General features: G+C 58.9%; 17 protein-coding genes and 2 pseudogenes. 13 read left to right on the top strand and 6 right to left on the bottom strand.

The features are described 5' to 3' along the window. Positions 1 to 24 precede the first annotated feature (24 nt). Positions 25 to 1,188, top strand: coding sequence for a lysophospholipid transporter LplT (lplT, locus tag SOPEG_RS18590; RefSeq protein WP_038469048.1), 1,164 nt, complete (start codon positions 25 to 27; stop codon positions 1,186 to 1,188). A gap of 218 nt (positions 1,189 to 1,406) precedes the next feature. On the opposite strand, the gene SOPEG_RS18585 is transcribed toward lplT, so the two are convergent. The 5 genes and pseudogenes from SOPEG_RS18585 to SOPEG_RS18565 form a co-directional block, all read right to left on the bottom strand. Continuing rightward, positions 1,407 to 2,447 (bottom strand): NADP(H)-dependent aldo-keto reductase, encoded by a 1,041-nt coding sequence (locus tag SOPEG_RS18585; protein WP_025246476.1) that lies wholly within the window; start codon positions 2,445 to 2,447, stop codon positions 1,407 to 1,409. 125 nt (positions 2,448 to 2,572) lie between these two features. Then, positions 2,573 to 2,747: pseudogene (locus SOPEG_RS25375) on the bottom strand (YgdI/YgdR family lipoprotein). 165 nt (positions 2,748 to 2,912) lie between these two features. Then, positions 2,913 to 3,644, bottom strand: coding sequence for a TerC family protein (locus tag SOPEG_RS18575; protein ID WP_025246475.1), 732 nt, complete (start codon positions 3,642 to 3,644; stop codon positions 2,913 to 2,915). Positions 3,645 to 3,721: 77 nt separating this feature from the next. Continuing rightward, complete coding sequence (mutH, locus tag SOPEG_RS18570) at positions 3,722 to 4,417, bottom strand: DNA mismatch repair endonuclease MutH (RefSeq protein WP_025246474.1); 696 nt, start codon at positions 4,415 to 4,417, stop codon at positions 3,722 to 3,724. Positions 4,418 to 5,047: 630 nt separating this feature from the next. After that, entirely contained in the window at positions 5,048 to 6,307 is a 1,260-nt protein-coding gene (locus SOPEG_RS18565) for an ISL3 family transposase (RefSeq protein ID WP_025246473.1), read from the bottom strand. A gap of 183 nt (positions 6,308 to 6,490) precedes the next feature. Between SOPEG_RS18565 and SOPEG_RS18560 the strand changes: the two genes are divergently transcribed. From SOPEG_RS18560 to thyA, 5 genes are all read left to right on the top strand, one after another. Further along, positions 6,491 to 7,414 carry an IS5-like element ISSoEn1 family transposase gene (locus SOPEG_RS18560; RefSeq protein WP_025243865.1) on the top strand — a complete coding sequence of 308 codons (924 nt, stop codon included), beginning with the start codon at positions 6,491 to 6,493 and terminating at the stop codon, positions 7,412 to 7,414. Between the two features lie 469 nt (positions 7,415 to 7,883). Further along, on the top strand, positions 7,884 to 8,411 hold the full coding sequence (rppH, locus tag SOPEG_RS18555) for an RNA pyrophosphohydrolase (RefSeq protein WP_025246472.1): 528 nt from the start codon (positions 7,884 to 7,886) through the stop codon (positions 8,409 to 8,411). 12 nt (positions 8,412 to 8,423) lie between these two features. Beyond that, positions 8,424 to 10,670 carry a phosphoenolpyruvate--protein phosphotransferase gene (ptsP, locus tag SOPEG_RS18550; RefSeq protein ID WP_025246471.1) on the top strand — a complete coding sequence of 749 codons (2,247 nt, stop codon included), beginning with the start codon at positions 8,424 to 8,426 and terminating at the stop codon, positions 10,668 to 10,670. A 175-nt stretch (positions 10,671 to 10,845) separates the two neighbouring features. Further along, complete coding sequence (gene lgt, locus SOPEG_RS18545; protein ID WP_025246470.1) at positions 10,846 to 11,718, top strand: prolipoprotein diacylglyceryl transferase; 873 nt, start codon at positions 10,846 to 10,848, stop codon at positions 11,716 to 11,718. A 6-nt stretch (positions 11,719 to 11,724) separates the two neighbouring features. Then, entirely contained in the window at positions 11,725 to 12,519 is a 795-nt protein-coding gene (thyA, locus tag SOPEG_RS18540) for a thymidylate synthase (RefSeq protein ID WP_025246469.1), read from the top strand. Positions 12,520 to 12,845: 326 nt separating this feature from the next. Here thyA and SOPEG_RS28415 read toward each other — a convergent pair whose 3' ends face one another. Beyond that, entirely contained in the window at positions 12,846 to 13,049 is a 204-nt protein-coding gene (locus tag SOPEG_RS28415; RefSeq protein WP_158382472.1) for a hypothetical protein, read from the bottom strand. 281 nt (positions 13,050 to 13,330) lie between these two features. On the opposite strand from SOPEG_RS28415, the gene SOPEG_RS18530 reads away from it, so the two are divergent. From SOPEG_RS18530 to recB, 7 genes and pseudogenes are all read left to right on the top strand, one after another. Continuing rightward, positions 13,331 to 13,834: a hypothetical protein gene (locus SOPEG_RS18530; RefSeq protein ID WP_158382470.1), complete on the top strand. Its 504-nt coding sequence runs from the start codon at positions 13,331 to 13,333 to the stop codon at positions 13,832 to 13,834. Next, positions 13,831 to 14,358 (top strand): DUF2509 family protein, encoded by a 528-nt coding sequence (locus SOPEG_RS23390; RefSeq protein ID WP_025246466.1) that lies wholly within the window; start codon positions 13,831 to 13,833, stop codon positions 14,356 to 14,358. The genes SOPEG_RS18530 and SOPEG_RS23390 overlap by 4 nt, the downstream gene beginning before the upstream one ends. 97 nt (positions 14,359 to 14,455) lie before the next feature. Further along, on the top strand, positions 14,456 to 14,557 hold the full coding sequence (locus SOPEG_RS31015; RefSeq protein ID WP_417903424.1) for a prepilin-type N-terminal cleavage/methylation domain-containing protein: 102 nt from the start codon (positions 14,456 to 14,458) through the stop codon (positions 14,555 to 14,557). 15 nt (positions 14,558 to 14,572) lie between these two features. Then, a pseudogene (locus SOPEG_RS31010) lies at positions 14,573 to 14,731 on the top strand (prepilin-type N-terminal cleavage/methylation domain-containing protein); the annotation flags it as partial. Between the two features lie 86 nt (positions 14,732 to 14,817). Beyond that, positions 14,818 to 18,222, top strand: coding sequence for an exodeoxyribonuclease V subunit gamma (recC, locus tag SOPEG_RS18520; protein ID WP_025246465.1), 3,405 nt, complete (start codon positions 14,818 to 14,820; stop codon positions 18,220 to 18,222). 128 nt (positions 18,223 to 18,350) lie between these two features. Then, positions 18,351 to 21,272 (top strand): pitrilysin, encoded by a 2,922-nt coding sequence (ptrA, locus tag SOPEG_RS18515; RefSeq protein ID WP_025246464.1) that lies wholly within the window; start codon positions 18,351 to 18,353, stop codon positions 21,270 to 21,272. Beyond that, positions 21,244 to 24,804 (top strand): exodeoxyribonuclease V subunit beta, encoded by a 3,561-nt coding sequence (recB, locus tag SOPEG_RS18510; RefSeq protein WP_025246463.1) that lies wholly within the window; start codon positions 21,244 to 21,246, stop codon positions 24,802 to 24,804. The genes ptrA and recB overlap by 29 nt, the downstream gene beginning before the upstream one ends.

The raw sequence follows: 24,804 nt of genomic DNA, 5'->3' as shown, positions 1-24,804 counted from the left end.
GCGGGCGGACAGTGGTCACGATCGATGATGGCGGTGATGGTGGCGCAGTTTTTCTCGGCGTTCGGTGACAACGCGCTCCTGTTCGCCACTCTGGCGCTAATGAAAACGCTGCACTATCCCGACTGGAGCCAGCCGATACTGCAAATGCTGTTTGTCGGCGCCTATATCGTCCTGGCGCTGTTCGTCGGTCATTTCGCCGATGGTTTCCCCAAAGGTCGGGTCATGATGGTGGCCAATGGCGTGAAACTGGTTGGCACGCTACTCGTCTGTTTCGGCGGCGATCCGTTTGTGGGCTATTGTCTGGTGGGCGTCGGCGCCGCGGCTTACTCCCCGGCCAAATACGGCATTCTCGGCGAGTTGACCACCGGTGACCAATTGGTGCGGGCCAACGGGTTGATGGAAGGTTCTACCATTGCCGCCATCCTCATCGGATCGGTGGCCGGCGGCGTGCTGGCGGATTGGCATGTCGCCGGCGCGCTGGCGATTTGCGCGCTGACTTATGGATTAGCGATGCTGGCCAACCTGTTTATTCCTCGGCTGACGGCGGCGCGCACCCGTCCTCACCACCGGCCGCTGGAGATGATGCGCGCTTTTTACGATCACTGCCGTCTCCTGGGACGGGACGGTCAGACTCGCTTCGCCATTATCGGAACCAGTTTGTTCTGGGGTGCGGGCGTGACGCTGCGTTTCCTGCAGGTGCTCTGGGTCCCGGTGGCGCTGGGCATTACGGATAACACGACGCCGACCACCCTGAACGCTATGGTGGCGGTGGGCATTGTTTTTGGTGCCGCCGCCGCCGCCCGGTTTATCCGGCTGGAAACGGTACGCCGCTGCATGCCGGCGGGAATAGTGTTGGGCGGCGCGGTGGTGATTTTCAGCGTGCAACATCACCTGCTGCCCGCTTATGGACTGCTGGCCGTTATCGGTATGCTGGGCGGTTTCTTCATCGTACCGCTCAACGCCCTGTTGCAGCACCGTGGACAGCAGAGCGTCGGTGCCGGCAACGCTATCGCCGTGCAAAATTTCGCCGAAAATATTGCCATGCTGCTGATGCTGGGGCTGTATACGCTGGTGGTGTCATTACAGGTAGCGGCGGCGATAGGGGTAGGTTTCGGTCTGCTGTTCGCGCTGGCGATCGCCGTGCTCTGGTGGCTTAGCCGCGGGGAGGCGCGCGACGGCCAACGGTAGCGCCAGGGCAAGCCTTGCGCCTCCCTTGCCGGTGTTAGCGTCCGCGCTGTGTTCTGCATACGGGCGTGGGCCGGCTAGCATCTGCGCTGCGTTGTGCTTATGCATGTTGGCCAGCGTGAGCGTTGGCGTTTGCACGGCGTTTTGTTTGCCTCACTCACTCACTCACTCACTCGCTCGCGTTAGCGCCGGCGCCGCGCTCCCCGCCCGGCGCGCCGATTTTAGGGCGCGGGGAAGGTGTAGCGGCCGTGAATCTCTTCGAGTGAAGCCAGCAGCGTCTCGTCGAGATCCAGCGTCAGGCTGTCAAGGTTGCTTTGCAACTGTTCGAGGGTGGTTGCGCCAAGCAGCGTCGAGGCGACGAACGGCTGACGACGAACGAACGCCAGCGCCATTTGCGCCGGATCCAGCCCGTGGCGGTTCGCCAGCGCGACATACTCGGCGATCGCCGCCTGGGTATGCGGGGCGCTATAGCGAATAAAGCGGCTAAAGAGCGTATTCTGCGCGCCGGCCGGCCGGGCGCCGTGCAGATATTTGCCGCTCAGGGTGCCGAACGCCAGGCTGGAGTAGGCCAAAAGCTCCAGCCCCTCAAACTGGCTTATTTCCGCCATTCTCACCTCAAAACTGCGGTTGAGCAAACTATAGGGATTTTGCACCGTGACAATGCGCGGTAGCCCGTGCTTTTCCGCCAACTGCAGATAGCGCATCGCCCCCCAAGGGGTTTCATTGGAAATGCCGATATAGCGAATTTTCCCGGCACGGACCTGCTCATTCAGGGCCTCCAGCGTTTCCAGCAGCGTGACCGGCAGTTTCTCATCGGTGTAACGATAGTTTAATTTGCCGAAGCAGTTGGTGCTGCGCTGCGGCCAATGCACCTGATATAAATCCAGATAATCGGTGTTCAGGCGCCGCAGGCTGTCTTCCAGCGCCTGACGGATGTTTTTGCGATCCAGCATTTGCTGCGGCCGGACCTCCAAATCGTTGCCGCGCGCCGGGCCGAGCACTTTACTGGCCAAAACGATCTTTTCGCGCTGACCGCGGCGCTTTAACCAGCTACCGATATAGCGCTCCGTCAGCCCCTGGGTTTCAGGACGGGGTGGTACGGGGTACATTTCCGCGGTGTCAATTAAGTTAACGCCGTTGGCGAGAGCGAGATCGAGTTGGTCATGGGCTTGCGCTTCGCTGTTTTGTTCGCCGAAAGTCATGGTACCCAGGCCGAGCACGCTGACTTCCAAAGAACTATGGGGAATACGGTGATAAAACATCAGGGCAGGTTCCTCAGTGACGTAAACGTACAGGCGTGATCGCACCGCCTTGACTGACTATAGCCAAGCCGAGGCGGGGGGAGAAGGGGAAAATTAAACCTGCGGCGCGCTGCCGGGCGCAGGGATCATCTTTCGATGATCTGCGAAACATCGTTGCCGTTGATTTGCCTTTCGTTGCCACGTTCGTCGGTATAACGGATTAGACCGGTAGTTTTATCGATTTCAGGCTTGCCGTCGGTCAATATCATCTGGCCATCTTTAGGTCGCCATGACGTCATCACTGGTGCAGCCGGCAAGCAGCGCGACGCCGAATAACGCCGGGCATCAGCAGAAAGCGTGTTTTCATTATCGTTTTCCATCCATTAAGAGACCTACATCGTTAACATCATAGGCAAAAAACACCGGCTGGACTAGCGATGCGGGCGAAAATTCCCGCGCCATTTTCCATTGAGTGTCGAGGCGCGTTCAGGCATCCGGGCAGGAAGGCCGCTGGCCGGCTTTTTTATTGCGTAAGAGATTCAGCGTTTCCACCGCCAGCGAGAAAAACATGGCGAAATAGATATACCCTTTCGGCACGTCGATAGCCGGACTTTCCAGAATCAGCGCGCCGCCAACCAAAATCAAAAACGCCAGCGCCAGCATTTTGACCGACGGGTGTCTATCGACAAATTCGCCTATAGGGCGGGCGGCAAAGAGCATTATCGCCACCGCGATGATGACCACCGCCATCATGATAAACAGATGGGAGGACAGGCCTACCGTGGTGATGACCGAGTCCAGGCTGAGAATAATATCGAGCATCATGATCTGAGTTATGGCGCCGAGATAGGATTGGACCGTGCTGTCCTCGCCGCCAGCGCTGCCGTGGAACGATTCCATTATCTCCTGGCACGATTTCCAGATAAGAAAAATGCCGCCGAAAAACAAAATCAGATCCCGGGCGGAAATAGGGTGTTCCAGTAGATAAAACAGCGGTTTGACCAGATGGCTGACCCAGGCGATAGCGGCCAGCAGGCCAAGTCGCATCACCATGGCGCCAAACAAACCCAGGCGGCGGGCGCTGCTTTGCTGTGAGGGAGGAAGTTTGGCGACGACCACGGACAGGAAAACAATATTATCAATACCCAGGACGATTTCCAGAATGGTCAGGGTTCCCAACGCCAGCCATGCGTCCGGATCGGCAATCCGATCAAGCATTACACACATTCACCTAAACGAAACATAAACGATAATTATACGCGGTGTTGTCGGTGGGCTGGCAAGAGAAAACGCGGTTATAATAGAAAATGGCGCGCCAGCAGCTGGGCGGTGAAATTTTTTTTCAAGTAGAAACCGCGCGGCAGCGTTAAGATCTGCTGGCCAAACTCACCGACGGCGGCGGTCAGCGCCCGTCCGTTGGCGGCTTTTGGCCGCAGCTGTAACACTTCGCCGTGGCGGGCGGTGATGCGTTCCACCTTGCCCAGCACGATAAGATCCATCAGCTCTTCCCAGTCGCGTCGCAGCTGTAGCTCTTCCTCCGCGTTCGGACTCCACAGGAGCGGCGCGCCGATGCGGCGTCGCGCCAGCGGGATCGTCCGTAGGCCCTCGACCGGGATCCAGAGCACCCGCGCCAGCTTATAACGCACGTGGCTGGTTTCCCAGGTCACGCCGCTATTGCCGGTCAGCGGCGCCACGCAGACAAAGGTGGTCTCCAACGGCCGTCCGCCGCTGTCTACCGGAATGGTTTTCAACTCTACGCCGATGGCGGCAAAATCCTGCTCGGGCTTACTGCCGGCTCTGGCGCCCAGATAGCGTTCCAATAGGACGCCAATCCACCCTTTGTCGCGCTTAAGATTGGCGGGGATCGGCAGACCGGCCTGGGCAGATAACTCCCACAAGGTATAACCCGCCAGCGCATCGGCGCGACGCAGCAGTTCCCTTTCATCGGCGGGGGGGTGGGACGCAAGGGAAAGCGGAATCGGGCTGTTCATTTCGCGGTCCTGAACTGAATAAAAACTAAGCACCTGCGGCACATCCGTGCCGCTAACGCGTGTGGCGGCGGGAGAAAAAATAATAATAGCATGATTTTAAGCTCTTTTTTAATGACCTTGACGGGCAGGACGCAAGCCCGATTGCAGTTGTACACCCGCTACGGGCAACAATGAACAGGATCTTACACCAGGTTATCCACAGATTTGCGGGATAACCCGGTCAATCGACGAGTACTGTTTCTATTTGGGTCTTCCCCTGTTGTGGTGGCTCAATCGACAGTTCTGCATTTTTACTTTACTTATTCTTTTGGCCGGAACTTGGACTTCTATATGGATGTCAAACGTATTTACGTTTAAAGGAATAATGTTCATGTCATGCTTAAAAAAATATGCATATGCCCCATTTATCTTACTGCTTCATGGTGTTGCAGCATCGGCCTCACCAAATATGATATATTACACTGATAAGAAAGACTATTCACTGTCACCAGAGGTAACGCCAAAATTATCTTGGGAGAAAAGTGAGTCTCAAGTTGATAAAACTCAATATTGTCTTACCCCTAGCGATCCGGGATGCAGCAATATGTGGCAAAAGGAAAAAGAAAAGGAGAATGACGAGCGAATACAACATCACCAGCAAAAAAATTTTATAACTCCCTTAAATGGTTGCTCAAAATTCATATTTAGTTTCCCATAGTGGAACATTACGCCCAGCTTGAAACGTTCTTTGTTCCTGAAGCCCCGTGACTTGATCCTGAGCAGCCGTATTTTGCTGTTCAGGGACTCCGCATTCCCATTTGATACCCGGTTTTTCATTGCATTCAGAATGCCGTAAAGGCGTTTTGCCACCATGCGGGCAATGCTGGCCATGAGCGGTATGTCGGTGTCTTTAGCTATCGCCATCCATTCCTGCCACAGCTTACGGCTATGATTGTCATAGCGGCGGTGCCACAGATCGTGAGCAAGCTCTTTCATTACCCAGCACAGGCTCGTTTGGGGTAACACCAGCCGGGCAACTTCTAACCTCTCTGTCCGGCACCCGAGGCGATTTTGTTTGCTGTAAAACCATAGATAGCGTGAGCAGTGGGCGTCTTTCCTGTCTGACGACGGGATCTGTTTCATCTCAGCCTGACGGGTTCTATCAACGACGGCGCACAACATTTTTGCCACATGGAAGTGATCGAAAGCGATTTTATCGACGGCATTGGGGAGATGGATGCGGGCTGCACTGATATAGGCCACGTTCATGTCCATAGACAGCGTTTTTATCTCATCAAGCTGGTGATCTCTCAGGCTGCGCAGATAACTGGCAAGGCTTTCTACACCGCGGTCGTCGGTCAGTTGCAAAGCGCGTCCCTGCCTGTCAGAGATAACGGTGACGTACTGGTGTCCTTTTTTGAACCCGACTTCATCCACGCAGAAGTGACGGGCGGATAAGGGTTGTTTTATCCGGGCCAAGCCTCGTTTGACTGCGCGCATCATGATGCTGTCAGCGGCATTCCAACTGAGTTTGAGCTGCTTTCTGACAGCATCCACGGTGCTGACTTTCAGCCATGAAAGAACAAAGGCTTCGAACAACAAGGTGTAGCGGCTGCCTGACCCTGCCCAGGGAACAGGCAGTGTCTGGCAACCGTGCTCGGGGCAGTCAACGCGGGGGACATCAGCCTCAACCAGCGTGGTGAACTGACAGGTATCGAGGTGACGCCATTTGCGACGCCGGTGATCATGTATGGAGCAGGATTTACCGCAGGTTGGGCAGACCAGTTGTGTGTGCTCGGCAATGCCGACAATTACCGTCACTGATCCAGATTTTTCATCAAGAGAAAGGGATTGTACCTGCCACGGTGCGGACAGGTTAAGGATATGGGCATAGAGGGACTTTTCGTCCATGGCAGACTCCTCAAAAATCAAGACTGCCATCATAATGCCCTTAGCCACCACAACAGGGGAAGACCCTTCTATTTACAGCCTTGACGGCGCCATTTTTAGCCTATTTGTGGCTTTGTTGAATAAATCGAACTTTTAGGTGACTGGCGGCTCTGATCACTACATTCGTTTCAACATCAGGTCCCCATGGCAAAGCAAAAGTTTAAAATTACCAACTGGCCCGCATATAACAATGCGCTCAGGCAGCGGGGGGACCTGACAGTATGGCTTGATGAGTCAGCCATTGCTGCATGGACTGAGAGTACACCACCTGAACATCGTGGCCGGCCGCTTCACTACACCGATATGGCCATTACCACGGTTCTGATGATAAAGCGCGTGTTTAACCTTTCGCTCCGGGCGTTACAGGGTTTCGTTGACTCGATTTTTAAACTGATGGGGCTGTCGCTGCGCTGCCCAGATTACTCTCTGGTCAGCCGGCGAGCAAAAACCGTCGACATCAGCATAAAAACGCCAACCCGCGGCGAAATCTCACACCTGGTCATCGATGGCACCGGCCTGAAAGTCTTCGGCGAAGGCGAATGGAAAGTCAGGCAGCATGGGGCTGAGAGGCGCAGAGTATGGCGCAAGCTTCATCTGGCAGTAGATAGCGTGACACATGAAATTATCTGTGCCGATTTATCGCTAAGCGGTACGACAGATGCGCAGGCGCTGCCCGGGCTGATTAACCAAACCCACCGGAAAATCAGGGAAGCGTCGGCTGACAGTGCTTACGATACGCGTTACTGTCATGATGCTCTGCTGAGGAAAAAAATAAAGCCTCTTATCCCACCGCGAAGTGGTGCGCAATATTGGCCAGCTCGATACCATGAGCGTAACCATGCGGTGGCAAATCAGCATCTGAGCGGCAATAACGATACCTGGAAAAAGAAAGTAGGTTATCACCGGCGTTCACTGGCTGAAACGGCCATGTTCCGGTTTAAAACACTTCTGGGTGGTCATCTGAGTCTGCATGACTATGACGCGCAGGTAGGTGAGGCAATGGCAATGGTTAAAGCACTTAACCGGATCACACTGTTAGGAATGCCAAACAGCGTCCGCATCATGTAACAATCGCCCTGATAGGAAGGAAGTCGTCACAAATTTCGGATTTATTCAACAAAGCGCCTATTTGTCCATTTATTTGCGACGTCGATCCGTTTTTCTGTGGATAAAATCATCGATGGTTGTTTTTTATCCATGCCCGGTGAAGAGATTTTTCACCGCGGCGGCGCGCCTTTCGTGACGAGAGTAAACGTTTTAGTCTGTTGATCTTCTTCTCTATTTTTTTGTTTTTTATCCCCAGCACGGGCGTTTGGCGAAAAGTTTTACCCATCTAATCCAGCGTTGCACACAAACCTATCCACAGAAAAAGTGCATAAAGTGGCGCCCGCTCGCCGATAACTGTTTATAACTCGGCGCCATTAAGCGCCCCGAAGAGTGTTATTCACCGACGATTAGTGAAAAGCAGTGGTTTACCGTTTAGAGCGAGTATGAAACAATCGGAACATCTTACATTTTATGTAATCGAGGTAGTCCGGTGATCGATGATGATGGCTACCGCCCGAATGTTGGTATTGTAATCTGTAATCTCGACGGGCAGGTGCTGTGGGCCAGGCGATACGGACAGCATTCCTGGCAGTTCCCCCAGGGCGGCATCAACGCTGGCGAGACCGCGGAGCAGGCGATGTACCGCGAGCTGTTCGAGGAGGTCGGTCTGAGCCGCAAAGATGTGCGTATCCTGGCTTCGACGCGTAACTGGCTGCGTTATAAACTTCCCAAGCGGCTGGTCCGCTGGGACACCAAGCCGGTGTGTATTGGTCAGAAGCAAAAATGGTTTCTGCTACAGCTCATGTGTCCGGATGCGGATATCAATATGCAGCGCGGGGGGATCCCTGAATTTGACGGCTGGCGCTGGGTCAGCTTCTGGTACCCGGTACGTCAGGTCGTTTCCTTTAAACGGGACGTGTACCGCCGGGTAATGAAGGAATTTTCCGGCGTCGTGATGCCGCTGCAGGAAACTGCGGCGCAGCGTTCCGCGCCGGCACACAGACGGAAAAGAGGCTAAGTCACGCAGATTATGCTCACGCGTTTGCGGGAAATCGTTGAAAAGGTCGCAGCCGCGCCACGTCTGTCGGATTCACTTGACATTCTGGTTAATGAAACCTGTCAAGCGATGAATACCGAAGTCTGTTCGGTTTATTTGGCCGATAACGATCGTCGCTGCTATTACCTGATGGCGACGCGCGGTTTGAATAAACCGCGCGGGCGCACGATCACGCTGGCATTTGACCAAGGGGTTATTGGCCTGGTCGGACGGCTGGCTGAGCCGATTAACCTGGCGGACGCCCATACCCATCCCAGTTTTAAATACATTCCGGCGGTGAAAGAGGAGCGTTTTCGTTCATTTCTCGGCGTGCCGATTATTCAGCGCCGTCAGTTGCTCGGCGTACTGGTAGTGCAGCAGCGCGAGCACCGGCAGTTCGACGAGAGCGAAGAATCGTTTATGGTCACGCTGGCCACGCAGATGGCCGGCATTCTATCCCAGTCGCAGCTCAACGCGCTGTTCAGCCAGTACCGGCAGACCCGGATTCGCGCCCTGGCGGCCGCGCCGGGGGTGGCCATCGCTCAGGGCTGGGTGGATAGCAGTCAGCCCTCCCTCGACCAGGTTTATCAGGCATCGTCGCTGGACAGCGGCCACGAGCGCGAACGGCTGACGCTGGCGCTGAACGAATCCGTCGCCGAATTTCGCCGTCTGAGCAAGCGGTTTACCGCCAGCGCACAGAAAGACAGCGCGGCGGTGTTCGACCTGTACAGTCATTTGCTCAATGACGCGCGCCTGAAACGCGATCTGTTTGCGGAAATCGACGGCGGCGCGGTGGCTGAGTGGGCGGTAAAGCTGGTGATTGAACGTTTCGCCGAGCAATTCGCGCTGCTAAGCGACAGCTATTTGCGCGAGCGCGCCGGCGATTTGCGCGCGCTCGGCCAGCGACTGCTGTTCCATCTTGATGACAGCGCCCGCAATGTTGTTCAGTGGCCGTCACGTTTCGTGCTGGTGGCCGACGAGTTGAGCGCTGCGCTTCTGGCCGAAGTGCCGCAGGATAAGCTGGTGGGGGTGGTGGTGCGCGACGGTGCCGCCAATACCCACGCCGCGATCCTGGTGCGGGCGATGGGGATCCCGACGGTGATGGGCGCCGATATTCAGCCGCTGCTGCTTAATCAGCGCTTGTTGATCGTCGACGGCTACCGCGGTGAACTGCTGGTGGATCCAGAGCCGGTGCTGGTGCAGGAGTATCAGCGGCTGGTGAGCGAAGAGCGTGAACTCACCCGGCTGGCGGAAGATGATGTGGAGCAGCCGGCGGCGCTGAAAAGCGGCGAACTCATCCAGGTGATGCTCAACGCCGGTTTGAGCGCGGAACATGAGCAGCGCCTCGATAATCGGGTGGACGGCATCGGCCTGTACCGTACGGAAATTCCCTTCATGTTGCAAAACGGCTTCCCCTCGGAGGAGGAGCAGGTGGCGCAATATCAAGGGATGTTGCAATTGTTCCCCGGTAAATCGGTGACGCTGCGGACTCTCGACGTCGGCGCCGATAAACAGCTGCCCTATATGCCGATAAGCGAGGAAAATCCCTGCCTGGGCTGGCGCGGTATTCGTATTATCCTTGACCAGCCCGAGATTTTTCTTATCCAGGTGCGCGCGATGCTGCGCGCCAACGCCGCTACCGGCAATTTAAGTATTCTGCTGCCGATGATAACCAGCGTCGATGAGATTGACGAAGCGCGCCGGCTCATCGACCGCGCCGGACGCGAAGTTGAAGACGTGCTGGGCTATGCGCTGCCCAAGCCGCGCATCGGTATTATGGTGGAAGTGCCGGCCATGGTGTTTATGCTGCCGGCGCTGGTGAACCGGGTGGATTTTCTGTCGGTCGGCACCAACGACCTGACGCAGTATTTGTTGGCGGTGGATCGCAATAATACCCGGGTGGCGGCGATGTACGATAGTCTGCATCCGGCGATGTTGCAGGTGCTGCAAAAAATCATTAGCGAGTCGGCGCGGCTGGGGCTGGCATGTAGCCTGTGCGGCGAAATGGCCGGCGATCCGATGGGCGCGTTGCTGCTGGCGGGCATGGGCTATCGTACGCTGAGCATGAACAGCCGTAGCGTGGAGCGCATCAAGTATTTACTGCGCAATGTGGCGCTGAACGAGGCGCAGGGACTGGCGGAGCGGGTCATTGGCGCGCAAAACAGCATCGAAGTCCGCCATCAGGTGGCGGCGTTCATGGAGCGGCGCTGCCTGGGCGGCCTGATTCGGGGCGGCCGCTGAGCAGGAATCGTTACACCTGCCGGCGGTTATTTACATCCCCTGACTCTCGCCGCCGCGCCGCTATGCTATGATACGCCACTTCACGCCGCGCAGGGAAAGCGCCTGCGCGGCATGTACAGCGACCGCCGCGGCATCCGGCGGCCGGATAACAAAAACGACGACGTTGTGGTGATGAATGACGACTCATTATCTGGCCTTTCTTCAGTTTGACCCGGTGATCTTTTCCCTGGGCCCGGTTTCCCTGCACTGGTACGGTCTGATGTATCTGGTGGGCTTCGTCTTTGCCATGTGGCTGGCGGTTCGGCGCGCGAATCGCCCCGGCAGCGGCTGGCGCAAAGAAGAAGTCGAGAATCTTCTCTATGCCGGTTTTCTCGGGGTGTTTCTCGGCGGCCGTATCGGTTATGTGCTGTTTTATAATCTGCCGCTGTTTCTCGATAATCCCCTTTACCTATTTAAGGTCTGGGACGGCGGCATGTCGTTCCACGGCGGCTTAATAGGCGTCATCGTAGTGATGCTGTGGTTCGCACATCGCACCCGCCGCCATTTTTTCCAAGTGGCCGATTTTGTCGCGCCGATGGTGCCCTTCGGCCTGGGCGCCGGCCGTTTGGGGAATTTTATCAACGGCGAGCTGTGGGGGCAGGTCACCACCGATACGCCCTGGGCAATGCTGTTTCCCGGTTCCCGAGAGGAAGATTTGGTGCTGCTGCCGGCCAATCCGCAGTGGCAAGCGCTGTTTGAGCGTTACGGCGTGCTGCCTCGCCATCCGTCGCAGATCTACGAGATGCTGCTTGAAGGCGTGGTGCTGTTTATTATTCTCAATCTGTTTATCCGTAAGCCGCGGCCTATCGGCAGCGTCTCCGGTTTGTTCCTGATTTGCTACGGCGCCTTTCGGATTCTGGTGGAATTTTTCCGCCAGCCGGATGCTCAACTGGGCCTGTTTAGCGGCGTCATCAGCATGGGGCAGATTTTATCGCTGCCGATGATACTGGCCGGCGTGATTATGATGGTCTGGGCGTACCGCCACCGTCCCCTGCAACCTATGTCCTGAGGTATTATGAAACAGTATTTGGATTTGATGCGTAGGGTGCGCGCGCAGGGTACGCCAAAAGCGGATCGTACCGGCACCGGCACCCTGTCGGTGTTCGGCCATCAAATGCGCTTTGATTTGCGCCAGGGGTTCCCGCTGGTGACCACCAAACGCTGCCATTTGCGGTCGATTATCCATGAGCTACTGTGGTTCCTTAACGGCGATACCAATATTGCCTATTTGCAGCAGAATAACGTTTCCATCTGGGATGAGTGGGCGGATGAAAACAGCGATTTGGGGCCGGTGTACGGCCGCCAGTGGCGCGCCTGGGGGACCGGCGACGGACGTCAGATAGATCAGTTGGCCGAAGTGGTGCGCCAGCTCAGGCAAGATCCGGATTCCCGCCGCATTATCGTTTCCGCCTGGAACGTCGGCGAGCTGGACAAAATGGCCCTGGCGCCGTGCCATGCGCTATTTCAGTTCTACGTCGCCAACGGCACCTTATCGTGTCAGCTCTACCAGCGTTCGTGCGATATTTTCCTCGGCCTGCCGTTCAATATCGCCAGCTATGCCCTGCTGGTACATATGCTGGCGCAGCAGTGCGATTTGCAGGTCGGAGATTTCGTCTGGACCGGCGGCGATACCCATCTCTACAGTAACCATTTGCAGCAGGCGGACCTGCAGCTGACACGCGATCCGCGGCCGCGGCCGCAGCTGCTGATTAAGCGCCGTCCGGCAACCTTGTTCGATTACCGCTTCGAGGATTTTGAGCTGACGGGCTATGACCCCCATCCGGCAATCAAAGCGCCGGTCGCGGTATAATTCGTCCGCGCGAGGGCGGTGGTCGTCTGCGCATAAACATGAAATGCGGGCGGCGGGCCGTTTTGTGCATAAATGTGAATGTGCCTGCCGCGATCCTCTCGTGCTCAAGTGCGATGATGCATGCAGCGGTCTTCTCGTGCACAAATGCGATGGCGCATGCGGCGGTCCGTTCGCGTATAAAAGGTTCATGCACGGGCGGAGATGTGCCTACGTCTGTTCGTGATGGCGCTCACGCCGCCGCTGTATCACTTGCTTCTCGCCGCTCAATGATTGCATCACACGCTGCATAACCCAATCTCGCCGCTGGTCCACCGCCGCGCGCCGCGTCACACTGCGGCAATGAATGATTCCCTTAACAAAATACCGACCGCGATAGCGGCTATACCTTGCCTGAGCTGCTCCTGACGCTGGCGTTGACCGCGCTGTTGATCCTGGCGGGAAGTTATGGTTGGCGTCAGCATCAGTTCGCCCGGCAACTGGCGAGCAGCGCACACCAGCTGATGGATTTTATCGTGCGCCAGCAGTGGCATGCCGCCTGGGGTAACCGCCGCTGCCGGATCACTGCGGTCGTCGGCGAATGCTGGCAGCTGTGGGGCGATCCGCTATGCGGCTTAGGCCGCGCTTCACCGGGAGCCAGGCGCGAACCCGCGCGCTGCGCTGCTCCCTACACGGGTGTTCGCCTGTCGTTGTCGACGGCGGGCGAGCTGAGTCTGGACGGGCTGCGCCACACCGCTAGCGCGGCGCACTTCGTCCTCAGCAATCGGGCGGGGCGTCTGCGGGTGGTGGTTTCCGGCCGCGGCCGGGTCCGGCTATGCAGCGTGCTGTTGACGGTGGCGCTGCACCTTTTTCCCGCACTGCACCGTGGTGCCGAAGGGGCGATACGGCAGTTGCAGTTGATGCGCCAGCTTATCTCTATGCGCTCAACATGGTCAAGGATCTGCGTCGCGCCGGCTTTTCGCCGCAGGGCAAGGCGGGGCGAGCGCTGTGGATCGGCAGGTACCTGAGGGAGCCAGCCGGCTCCTGTTTCGTGGTCGGTTATGCCTATTACGCGCGCAGCGATGCATCCGGGCATCTCGTCACCGCCACCTTCGGCTATCGCCTGCGTCGGGGGGCGCTGGAGACCCAGCGTGATGTAAGTGATTGCCAGGGGGGTGGCTGGGAAAAGGTGTTCAACAGCGATGAGCTGACGGTGACCCGGCTGCAATTCACCGTTCTCGCGGGTGGTGCGCTGCGCATTCATCTTGCCGCGACCGCCCGTCGCCGGCCGGATATAGGCTACGCCGTGACGCAGGTCGTGGCGCGGCGTAATTTATGAGTCGGGAACGGGGTAGCGGCAGTGTTCTAGCGCTGGCGCTCCTCAGCGGCTTTTGCCTGCTGGCGATGTTAAGTTGGCAGCAAGCGCTCCAGATTTCGCTGGAGCTGGCGCGGGCGCAGCGTCAATATTTGCAGGCTTTTCACCAGGCTGAATCGTCCCTCGCTTGGGGGCTAAGCCAGCATTGGCCTGCCCGGCACGGCGAATGCCGACAGCATCCCACCGCGCCATTGCGGGTTTGCCTACAGGTCAGCGGTCGGGGATATGGCTGGCTGCTGCGTGGGGAAGGAGGCGGCACGATGCTGGCGCCGCTGCTGCGGCATTATCAGCGCGTCACGCTGCATTTGGCCGTGGCGCCAGCCGCGGAGGATCCTGTTGCAGCAACTTGCCCGACGGCACCGAGGGATCCTGCGGGTGTGGAGCCCCCGCCGGCGGCTTCCCTCGCGGAGGGCGCATCGCCGGACCGGGCGCGGAGGTATTTTCTGCGGGCGCGGCACGACGGCTGGCTTGATTTTGACCCGGGCTAAAGGCTGCGGCAGGCGTGGTGTAATGGCGCAATAGTGTAGGTAAGGGCGCGCGGAGGCGCTGCTGGCGACGGCGCTGCTTGCCCTCACCGCGCTGGGGTTGCTGGATTATCGTCAGCGGCTGGCGGTCTTCCTGCGGCGGTTACAGGATGTCTCGCTGGCGCTGAGTTTATGCCATCAGCGCCTGGAGCTGCTGCGGTAGCCGACGGCCCCAGGCGCGCTATCTCAGCCGCCCGGCTGGCGGATTAGCGTGATTGAAATATCCTGCGACGCGGCTTGCCGGCGCGTTACCGCCATGGTCACCCTGCCGACCGGCGAGCGCATCAGCCTTAACGAATGGGTTTGCCAGAATCCGGCCGACATAACAGGTACGTGATTGCTTGTGTTTCGGGCAAATCGCGTTAGAGTGGGCGCAGGCATCGTAACAAGCCTTGGGCAGAAGGCGCGCATGGCGAGGAGTTTATGTTTACCGTTTATCATTCCAACCAGCTGGATCTGCTTAAGACCCTTACCGCCGCGCTGATCGCGGGCAGGCCGCTGCGCGATCCATTCCAGCCGGAAGTGATTCTGGTGCAAAGCAACGGTATGGCGCAGTGGATGCAGATGGAGTTGGCGGCACACTTCGGCATTGCGGCCAACATTGAATTTCCTCTGCCGGCCAGCTTTATCTGGCAGATGTTCACCCGCGTCCTGCCCGATATTCCTGACGAAAGCGCATTTGCCAAATCGGCGATGACCTGGCGGCTGATGACGCTGCTGCCGCGTCTGTGCCAGCAGGCGGATTTTGCGGCGATAAGCGAGTATCTGCGCGATGACGATGATAAGCGTAAAGTGTTCCAGTTTGCCGCCCGGGTGGCGGATCTCTTCGACCAATATTTGGTATATCGTCCCGACTGGCTGGAAAGCTGGCAGCGTGGTGAAGCGATCGACGATTTAGGCGAGGCCCAGCGCTGGCAGGCCCCCTTGTGGCGGGCGCTGATGGCGGAGACGGAACGGGCGGGGCAGCCGCTGTGGCACTGCGCCAATCTCTATCAGCGTTTTATCCAGACCTTGACGCAAAGCCAGACGCGGCCGCCTGGCTTGCCCGATAGAGTGTTCATCTGCGGCATCTCAGCGTTGCCCCCCACTTACCTGCAGGCGCTTCAGGCGTTGGGGCGCCATATCGACATCCATCTGCTGTTCACCAATCCCTGCCGCTATTACTGGGGGGATATCCGCGATCGCGCTTTTCTGGCGCGGCTGCTGCACCGCCGTCGCCGACACTATCAGCAGCAGACGGAGCAGGCGCTGTTTCGGCGCCCCGAACAGGCCGCCGCGCTATTCGACGCGCTGGGGGAGCAGCAAACAGGCAACCCGCTGCTGGCCTCCTGGGGCAAACAGGGGCGCGATAATCTTTATCTGCTGGCGCAGATGGACGGCATTGCCGAGGTAGATGCATTTGTTGAGCCGGCGGGTGATAACCTGCTAAGCCTGGTGCAGCGCGACATCCTGGCCCTTGAGGATCACGCGGTGATTGGCATGGACGGTGAAACGCTCACCCAGGGCGGCGGTAAGCGGCCGCTGCGGCTGGATGACCGCTCGCTGAGCCTGCATGTCTGCCATAGTCTGCAGCGGGAAGTGGAAGTGCTGCACGACAGCCTGCTGGCGATGATAGCGGAAGACCCGACGCTGCGCCCGCGTGACGTGATTGTCATGGTGGCCGATATCGACCGTTATACGCCGGCAATCCAGGCGGTGTTCGGCAATGCCGGCGGCGAGCGCTACCTGCCGTATGCCATTTCCGACAGACGCGCGCGGCATCTCCAGCCTGTTTTGCCGGCGTTTCTCAGCCTGCTGGAATTACCGCGCAGCCGCTTTGCCGCCGAGCAGGTGCTGGCGTTGCTGGAAGTGCCGGCGCTGGCGGCCCGCTTCGCCATTGATGAGCAGGGGCTTCAACTGCTGCGTCTATGGGTGGCGGAGTCCGGCATTCGCTGGGGGCTGGACGATGATACGCTGCGCGAACTGATGCTGCCCGCCACCGGCCAGCATACTTGGCAATTTGGTTTGACCCGCATGCTGCTGGGCTATGCGATGGACAGCGAGAGCGGCGATTGGCAAGGCATTTTGCCCTATGACGAATCCAGCGGCTTGATAGCCGGTCTGGTCGGCCAACTGGCTGAGCTGTTGATGCGGCTGCGCCATTGGCGCGACCGACTTGCCCAGCCCCGCGCCTTGGACGCCTGGCTTGGCTGCGCCCGCGAAATGATCGAGGATTTCTTTGCCCCCGACGCCGAGGCGGAAGCGGCGCTGGCGCTGCTGGAAAATCAATGGCAGCAGGTGCTGCAATGCGGTTTGCAGGTGGGATATGACCAGCCTGTGCCGGTGACGCTGCTGCAAGACGAGCTGGCCGCGCGGCTGGATCAGGAGCGGGTCAGCCAGCGCTTTCTGGCCGGCACCATCAACTTTTGTACGCTGATGCCAATGCGCTCAATTCCGTTTCGGGTGGTCTGCCTGCTGGGCATGAACGACGGCGTTTATCCGCGCACGCTGCCGCCGGCGGGGTTCGACCTGATGGCGCAGCAGCTACAGCGCGGCGATCGCAGCCGGCGCGACGATGACCGCTATCTGTTCATGGAGGCGCTGTTATCCGCGCAGCAGCGGTTGTATATCAGTTTTATCGGCCGGGCCATTCAGGATAATACGCCGCGTTATCCGTCGGTGCTGGTAAGCGAACTGAGCGATTATATTGCGCAAAGCTTCCATTTACCCGGCGACGAGCATGCCGATGCCGAGAGTAGCGCTGACCGGGTGCGCGCGCATCTTTGGCAGTGGCATAGCCGCATGCCTTTCGCGCCGGAGAATTTTCTGCCCGGTAGCGAGTCCCAAAGCTTCGCCGCCGAGTGGCTGCCGGCTGCCGGTGCCGAGGGCGAGCCGCAGCCGGATTTTGTCGCGCCGTTGACGGCGCCGCCCTGCGAAGCGCTGGCGCTGGATGAGCTGCTGGGCTTTTATCGCCACTCGGTGCGCGCCTGGTTTGTGCAGCGCCTGGCGGTCTCCTTTCACCAAACCTCCCTTGAGCTGGCGGCTGATGAACCCTTTGTCATCGACGGCCTGACCCGCTATCAGCTCAATGACCGGCTGGTGAATGCCCTTATCGACGGGGAAAGCACCGATCGGCTGTTCCGCCAGGTGCGCGCCGCCGGCCTGTTGCCTTATGGCGCGTTCGGCGAGCTGTATTGGGCCAAGCAGTGCCAGGAGATGACCGCGCTCTCTGAGCAGGTGCGGACGTGGCGATTGCCGGAAACGCACGGTGTTGAGGTCTTTTTGACGCTGGACGAGGTGACGCTTTCCGGCTGGCTGCCGCGGGTCCAGGCGAATGGCTTGCTGCGCTGGCGTCCCGGCACGCTGTCGGCCCGGGACGGCCTGCTGCTGTGGGTAGAGCACCTGGCCTACTGCGCCATGGGCGGCGAAGGCGAAAGCCGGATGTTCGGTACGCGCGGCGAGTGGCATTTCGCGCCGCTGCCCGCTTGTCGGGCGAAAGCGTTTTTACTTTCGCTGGTTTCCGGCTACTGTCAGGGTATGGCGTCGCCGCTGCTGCTGTTACCCCGCGCGGGTGGCGCATGGCTAAGCCAGTGTTACGACCCGGTAACGCAGAGCATAGACCGCGACGAGAGCCGGCAGCGGCAGGCCCGTGATAAACTTATCCAGGCTTGGCAGGGGAATGGCCATGTTCCCGGCGAAGGCGAGGATCCTTATCTGCAGCGGTTGATGCGTCAGCTGGAGGAACAACATATTGAGGCGATTATATCGGCCGCTGAACGGTATTTGCTGCCACCCTTTATGTTCAATCTGGCGCAGAGCGAGCCGGCGAAACGCGAAAACAAAGCCTGAGGCAAGCGTCCGGTGCGCCGCCTCGGCGACGGCGGCAAGTGCCGTGATGTGGTTATCTTGCACGTATGTGTCACCTAGAAAAAGACTGTGGTCAGGAACGGCCCGCAAGGCAGCTATCGGAGAGTGGAATGTTGAAACTGGTTAACGGGTTATTGGGTTTCGCACTGATTTTCTTGAGCACGGCGGCGCCAGGATGGGCGCAAAGCGGATGGCAACCGGTGCAAGAAGCCATCCACAAGAGCAGTCAAGATCCCCGCCACTATCAGGCCATCCGGCTGGATAACGGCATGACGGTGCTGTTGGTGAGCGATAAAGAAGCGGTCAAGTCGCTTGCGGCGGTGGCCGTGCCGGTAGGGTCGCTGGAGAATCCGCACAATCAGCTTGGCCTGGCCCACTATCTGGAGCATATGATCCTGATGGGGTCGCGCCATTATCCAGAGCCGGAAAATCTTTCGGAATTCTTGAAAAAGCACGGCGGCGATCATAATGCCAGCACCGCGTCCTACAGAACGGCCTTTTATTTGGAGGTGGAAAACGATGCGCTGCAGCCGGCCATCGATCGGCTGGCGGACGCTATCGCCGCACCGCGGGTGGATCCGGTTTACGCCGATAAGGAGCGCCATGCGGTGGATGCCGAGCTCAGAATGGCGCGCGCTAGCGACGGCTTGCGCATGGCGCAGATCCGGTCTGAAACCATGAATCCGGCTCACCCGGGTTCGCGCTTTTCAGGCGGCAATCTTGACACCTTGAGCGATAAGCCCGACAGCAAATTGCACGATGCGCTCCAGCATTTCTACAAACGTTATTATTCGGCCAACTTGATGGTAGCGGTCATTTACAGCAATCAACCGCTGCCCGATATGGCGAAGCTGGCGGCCGCTACCTTTGGCCACATCGCCAACCACCGGGCGTCGGTGCCGCCCATCACCGTACCGGCGGTGACCGCCGCGCAAACCGGTATCGTTATCCATTACCAGCCGGTCCAGCCACGAAAGATGTTGCGCATCGAGTTTCCCATTGCCAACAACAGCGCCGCGTTTCGCAGCAAAACCGATACTTACATCAGCTATCTCATCGGCAACCGCAGCCCGGGAACCCTGGCGGACTGGCTGCAAAAAGAGGGGCTGGCGGACGCTATCGACGCCGGCGCCGATCCCATGGTTAATCGCAACGGCGGGGTTTTCGCCATTGCCGCCTCCCTTTCCGACAAAGGGTATGCGCAGCGCGATCGGGTGGTGGCGGCCATTTTTGCCTATCTTTCATTGCTGCGGCATCAGGGGATTCAACGCCACTATTTTGACGAGATAGCCCATGTGCTGGACCAGGATTTCCGTTTCCCGGTGATGACCCGCAATATGGACTATATCGAATGGCTGGTGGATTCCATGCTGCGGGTGCCGGTGCAACATGTGCTGGATGCCTCCTATCTGGCCGACCGCTACGATCCGGCCGCCATCGGCGCGCGCCTCGACGCCATGAAGCCGCAGCATGCCCGCGTCTGGTTCATCAGCCCGGACGCGCCGCACGACAAGACCGCCTACTTTGTCGATGCACCTTATCAAGTGAGTAAAGTGACGCCGGTGCAAATCGCCCGCTGGCGACACCTGGAGCGGGCCATCACGCTTTCGCTGCCGGCGCTTAATCCTTATATCGCCAACGACTTCAGCCTGATCCGCAGCGCGAATCATCCCGAACATCCTGAAACCCTAATCGACGAGCCGGGGCTACGGTTGCACTATATGCTGAGCCGGGCGTTCGCCGACGAGCCGCGCGCGGATATTACGTTGAATTTTCGCAATGCCGCGGCCATGGGCAGTGCACGTAATCAGGTGTTGTATTCGTTAAACGACTATCTTTCCAATCTTGAACTGGCGGAGCTGAGCAATCAGGCCTATGTGGGCGGCATCAGCTTTTCCTCCTACGTCAACAACGGTCTGACCATCAAGGCCAGCGGTTACACCCAGCGCTTGGTGCCGCTGGTGAATGCGCTGCTGGACCGCTATCTGGCGATAGCCCCGACGGCGCAGCAGCTACAGCAGGCCAAGACCTGGTATCGCCAGCAACTGGACGGTACGGATAAGAGCAAAGCCTACTCCCAAGCGATCATTCCGGCCAAGGTCCTCTCCGACATTCCCTATGTCGAGCACGACGCGCGACGGGCGCTTATCGACGGCATTACGCTACAAGAGGTGATGGATTATCGCACAACGCTTATCAAACCCACCGCGCTGGACGTGCTGGTGGTGGGGAATCTGACCCCCGAGCGGGCGGAAACGCTGGCGCGTGGGCTGAAAGAACGCCTGGGGCTGACCGGCACCGACTGGCGGCGTGCCGATAAGGCCACCGTTGACGCGCCGCTGCGGGCGCTTATCCAGAAGCGGCTCGACAGCACCGATTCCGCCCTGGCGGCGGTCTATGTTCCCCTCGGTTATGACCGTATCGAAGGGATGGCCTGCAGTTATCTGCTGTCGCAGATTGTCGAATCCTGGTTTTACAAGCAATTGCGTACCCAGGAGCAGCTGGGCTATGCCGTGTTTATGCTGCCTATTTTCGTCGGCGATCAGGCAGGCGTCGGGTTTGTACTGCAAAGCGGCCGCTATCAGCCGGCCTATCTTTACCAGCGCTATCTGGTGTTTTTCACTCAGGCCGGCCAGCGGCTGAATACGCTGGACCCGACGGATTTCGAGCAATACAAGCAAGGCGTGATAGCCCAGCTGCAGCAGAAGCCCCAGACGCTGGGCGAAGAGGTGGATCTCTATACCGGCGATCTGCATCGCGATAATATGCGCTTTGATACGCGCGCTCGTCTGATTGCCCGTATGCGGACGCTGACCCAGCCGCAGCTGAGCGATTATTACCAGCGGGCGGTTATCAAGCAGCAGGGGCTGGCCCTGCTGTCGCAAATTTCCGGCGTCGGCGCGGGTAACGATACCGCCGATTACGCTCACCCCACCGGCTGGGCTCTGTTTTCCGATGCGTCAGCGCTGCAACAGGCGCTGCCGGTGCAACCAAAGGAAGCCGATGGCGCTGATGACCGCCGAGAGCCTTAACCCTCTCACGTTACCGCTACAGGGCGCTCGTCTCATCGAAGCGTCGGCGGGAACGGGAAAAACCTATACCCTGGCAGCGCTTTATCTGCGGCTGCTGCTTGGGCTGGGCGGCGAGGCGGCGTACCCGCGGCCCTTGAGCGTGGAAGAAATATTGGTGGTGACCTTTACCGAGACCGTCACCGAGGAGCTGCGCGGCCGTATCCGCGACAGTATTCATCGGTTGCGGCTGGTCTGTGTGCGGGGTAAGAGTGAGGATCCGCTGCTGGCGGCGCTGCTGGCGCAGCTCGGCTGTCTGCGGCTGGCCGCATTGCATTTGCTGGCGGCGGAGCGGCAGATGGACGAGGCGGCAATTTATACCATCCATGGCTTCTGCCAGCGCATGCTGAATCACAATGCTGTCGAATCCGGCATGTTATTTCAGCAAACCTTGCTGGAGGATGAATCGTTTTTGCGCCAGCAGGTGAGCGCTGACTTCTGGCGCCGCCACTGCTATCCGTTGCCGCTGGACGTTGCGCGCATGGTGCAGCAGCACTGGGAGGGGCCGGAAAATCTGCTGGCGGAACTGCTGCCTTATCTTCAGGGCGAGCCGCCGGTGGTGCGTGATCCGCCCGATATCAGCGAGTCTATCTTGGCGCGTCATGGGCGCATCATTGCCGGCATTGAAGACCTCAAGCGACAATGGCGCGCGGCGTCAGCGACGCTTAGGACGATGCTCGACGGTCATAAACTCGACCGTCGGGTGTATAGCAGCAAAAATCTGCCGACCTGGCTTGCGAAAGTCGACCGCTGGGCGAGTGAGCCCACCGTGGATTATCAGGTGCCGGATGAGCTGGTGCGGTTTAAAAGCTCGGTGCTGGCGGAAAAAACTACCGCCGGGGAGCCGCCTCGGCATGAACTGTTTGCCGCGGTGGAGGCCTTTTATCAGCATAGGCTCTCGCTGCGCGAGCTGATTTTCGTCATGGCGCTGGCGGAAATGCGTCAGGCGCTGGAGCAGGAAAAAAGGCGGCGCGCGGAGATGGGGTTCGACGATTTGCTGAGTCGCCTGGACCGGGCGCTGGCCGGCGGTGGCGGTGAAGCCCTGGCCGCGTCGGTGCGCACACGCTATCCGGTGGCGATGATCGATGAGTTTCAGGATACCGACCCGCAGCAGTACCGTATTTTCCGCCGAATTTACGGCGATCAGCCCGGCTGCGGCCTGCTGTTGATAGGCGACCCGAAACAGGCTATCTATGCATTTCGCGGCGCGGATATTTTCACCTATATGCGCGCCCGCAGTGAAGTGGATGCTCACTATACCCTTGATACCAACTGGCGTTCCGCGCCGGGGATGATCAATGCGGTCAATCAACTGTTCCAAAGCTTGCCGTCGCCGTTTATTTTCAATGATATTCCCTTTATGCCGGTGGCGTCTGCCGCGGGCAATGCCGACCTGCGGCTGGTGGTGCGGCATCAGCCTCAGCCGGCGCTGCGCGTCTGGCTACAGCCGGGCGCCGGTGTAGGCGTAAGCGAGTACCAACAATGCATGGCGCGCCAGTGTGCCGCCACCATTCGCGACTGGCTTTACGCCGCGCGCGAAGGCGAAGCCTGGCTTGAAGGGCGTCGGGGCTGTCAGCCGCTGCAGGCGTCGGATATTACGGTACTGGTGCGCAACCGCAACGAGGCGGCGCTGATACGCGACGCGCTGGCGGCGCTGATGATCCCGGCGGTGTATCTCTCCAACCGGGACAGCGTCTTCGAGACGCCCGAGGCGCGCGAACTGCAATGGATCCTTCAGGCGGTGTTGACGCCGGAGAAGGATACCGCGCTGCGCTGCGCGCTGGCCACCGGGCTGCTGGGTTTTGATGCCGCGACTATTGATGCGCTGAATAACGATGAACGCCGCTGGGAGCAGCGGGTTGAAGAGTTTGCCGACTATCGCCAGCGCTGGCAAAAAACCGGCGTACTACCGATGCTGCGTCAAATGATGATAAACCATCGCATCGCGGAAAGCCTGTTGGCAAGTCAGGGGGGCGAACGCCGGCTGACCGACGTACTGCATTTGGGAGAACTGCTACAGGAAGCCTCGACGCAACTGGAGAACGAATTTGCGCTGGTCCGCTGGCTGGCGCTGCAAGTGGAATCCCCTAATCCACAGGCGACGAATCAGCAATTGCGGCTGGAAAGCGATCGTCATCTGGTGCAAATCATTACGGTGCATAAATCCAAAGGTCTAGAGTTCCCGCTGGTGTTCCTGCCGTTCGCGGCCGATTTTCGCGTGCAAAGGCGGCCGCTGTTTCACGATCGCCAGGCGTACGGAGCCTGGCTGGATCTCAGCGCGGCGCAAGAGAGTTTACGGCTGGCGGAGGAGGAGCGGCTGGCGGAAGATTTGCGTCTGTTTTACGTGGCGCTAACGCGTTCTATCTACCATTGCAGTCTGGGCATCGCGCCGTTGTATCGCGGCAGCCGCAAAAAAACCGGCGCCAGCGATCTGCATTTGAGCGCACCCGGCTACCTGATTCAGCAGGGGCAGGATGGCGATGCGGATGACCTGCACGATCGGCTGGTAGCGTTGGTGGCGCGCGCCGACGGAGATATTGCCCTGTGCGAGGCGCAGGCCGAGCCGGCGCAACCGCTGAGACCCGCCCCCGAGCCCGCTCCCGCGGTAAGCGCCCGCAGCTGGCCCGCGCCGCCGCGCGATCCCTGGCGGGTCACCAGCTATTCCGGTCTGCAACGGCACGGCAGCTCGGTGGTGATGGAGTTGCAACCGCGGTTGGACGTGGATGCCGCGGGAGAGGGCGGGCAGCAGGAAAGGCTACAGTTGACGCCGCATACCTTTCCGCGCGGCGCGTCGCCGGGGACGTTTTTGCACGGTCTATTTGAAACGTTGGATTTCAACCGGTCGTTGGACCCGAAGTGCCTGAGTGAACAGCTGGCGCAGCAGGGCATCGACGCCGTTTGGCTGCCGGTGCTAACGCACTGGATGGAAAGCATTATCGCCATGCCGCTGGATGGCGGGTCGCTTTCTCTCGCGCATCTGGCGCCCGACAGCCGCCTTGCTGAATTGCCGTTTTATCTGCCTATCGACGCGGTGGTGCAGGCGCGCGATCTGGATCTGCTCTGCAAGCGCTACGATCCGCTTTCGGCACGCTGCCCACCGCTGGATTTTCCGCAGGTCAAAGGGATGCTGAAAGGGTTTATCGACCTGGTTTTCCGCTGGCAAGGCCGTTATTACCTGCTGGACTATAAATCCAACTGGCTGGGAGAGGAGAGTACCGCCTACACCTTGCCGGCGATGGAACAGGCGATGATCGCCCATCGTTATGAGTTGCAGTACCAGCTTTATACGCTGGCGCTGCATCGCTTTTTGCGCCACCGCCTGGTGGATTATGATTACCAGCGCGATTTCGGCGGGGTATATTATCTGTTTCTGCGCGGCATCGACGCAGCGCAACCGGGAAATGGCGTGTTTCATTGCCGGCCGGACATGGCCTTAATCGACGGACTTGACCGCTTATTCACCGGCGAAATGCGGCCGGCGGCGCAAAGCGGCTAA

Origin of the sequence: Candidatus Sodalis pierantonius str. SOPE, assembly GCF_000517405.1 — a bacterium.
In the GTDB taxonomy this organism is placed as follows: domain Bacteria; phylum Pseudomonadota; class Gammaproteobacteria; order Enterobacterales; family Enterobacteriaceae; genus Sodalis_C; species Sodalis_C pierantonii.
This window is presented reverse-complemented; position numbering and strand designations above follow the sequence as displayed.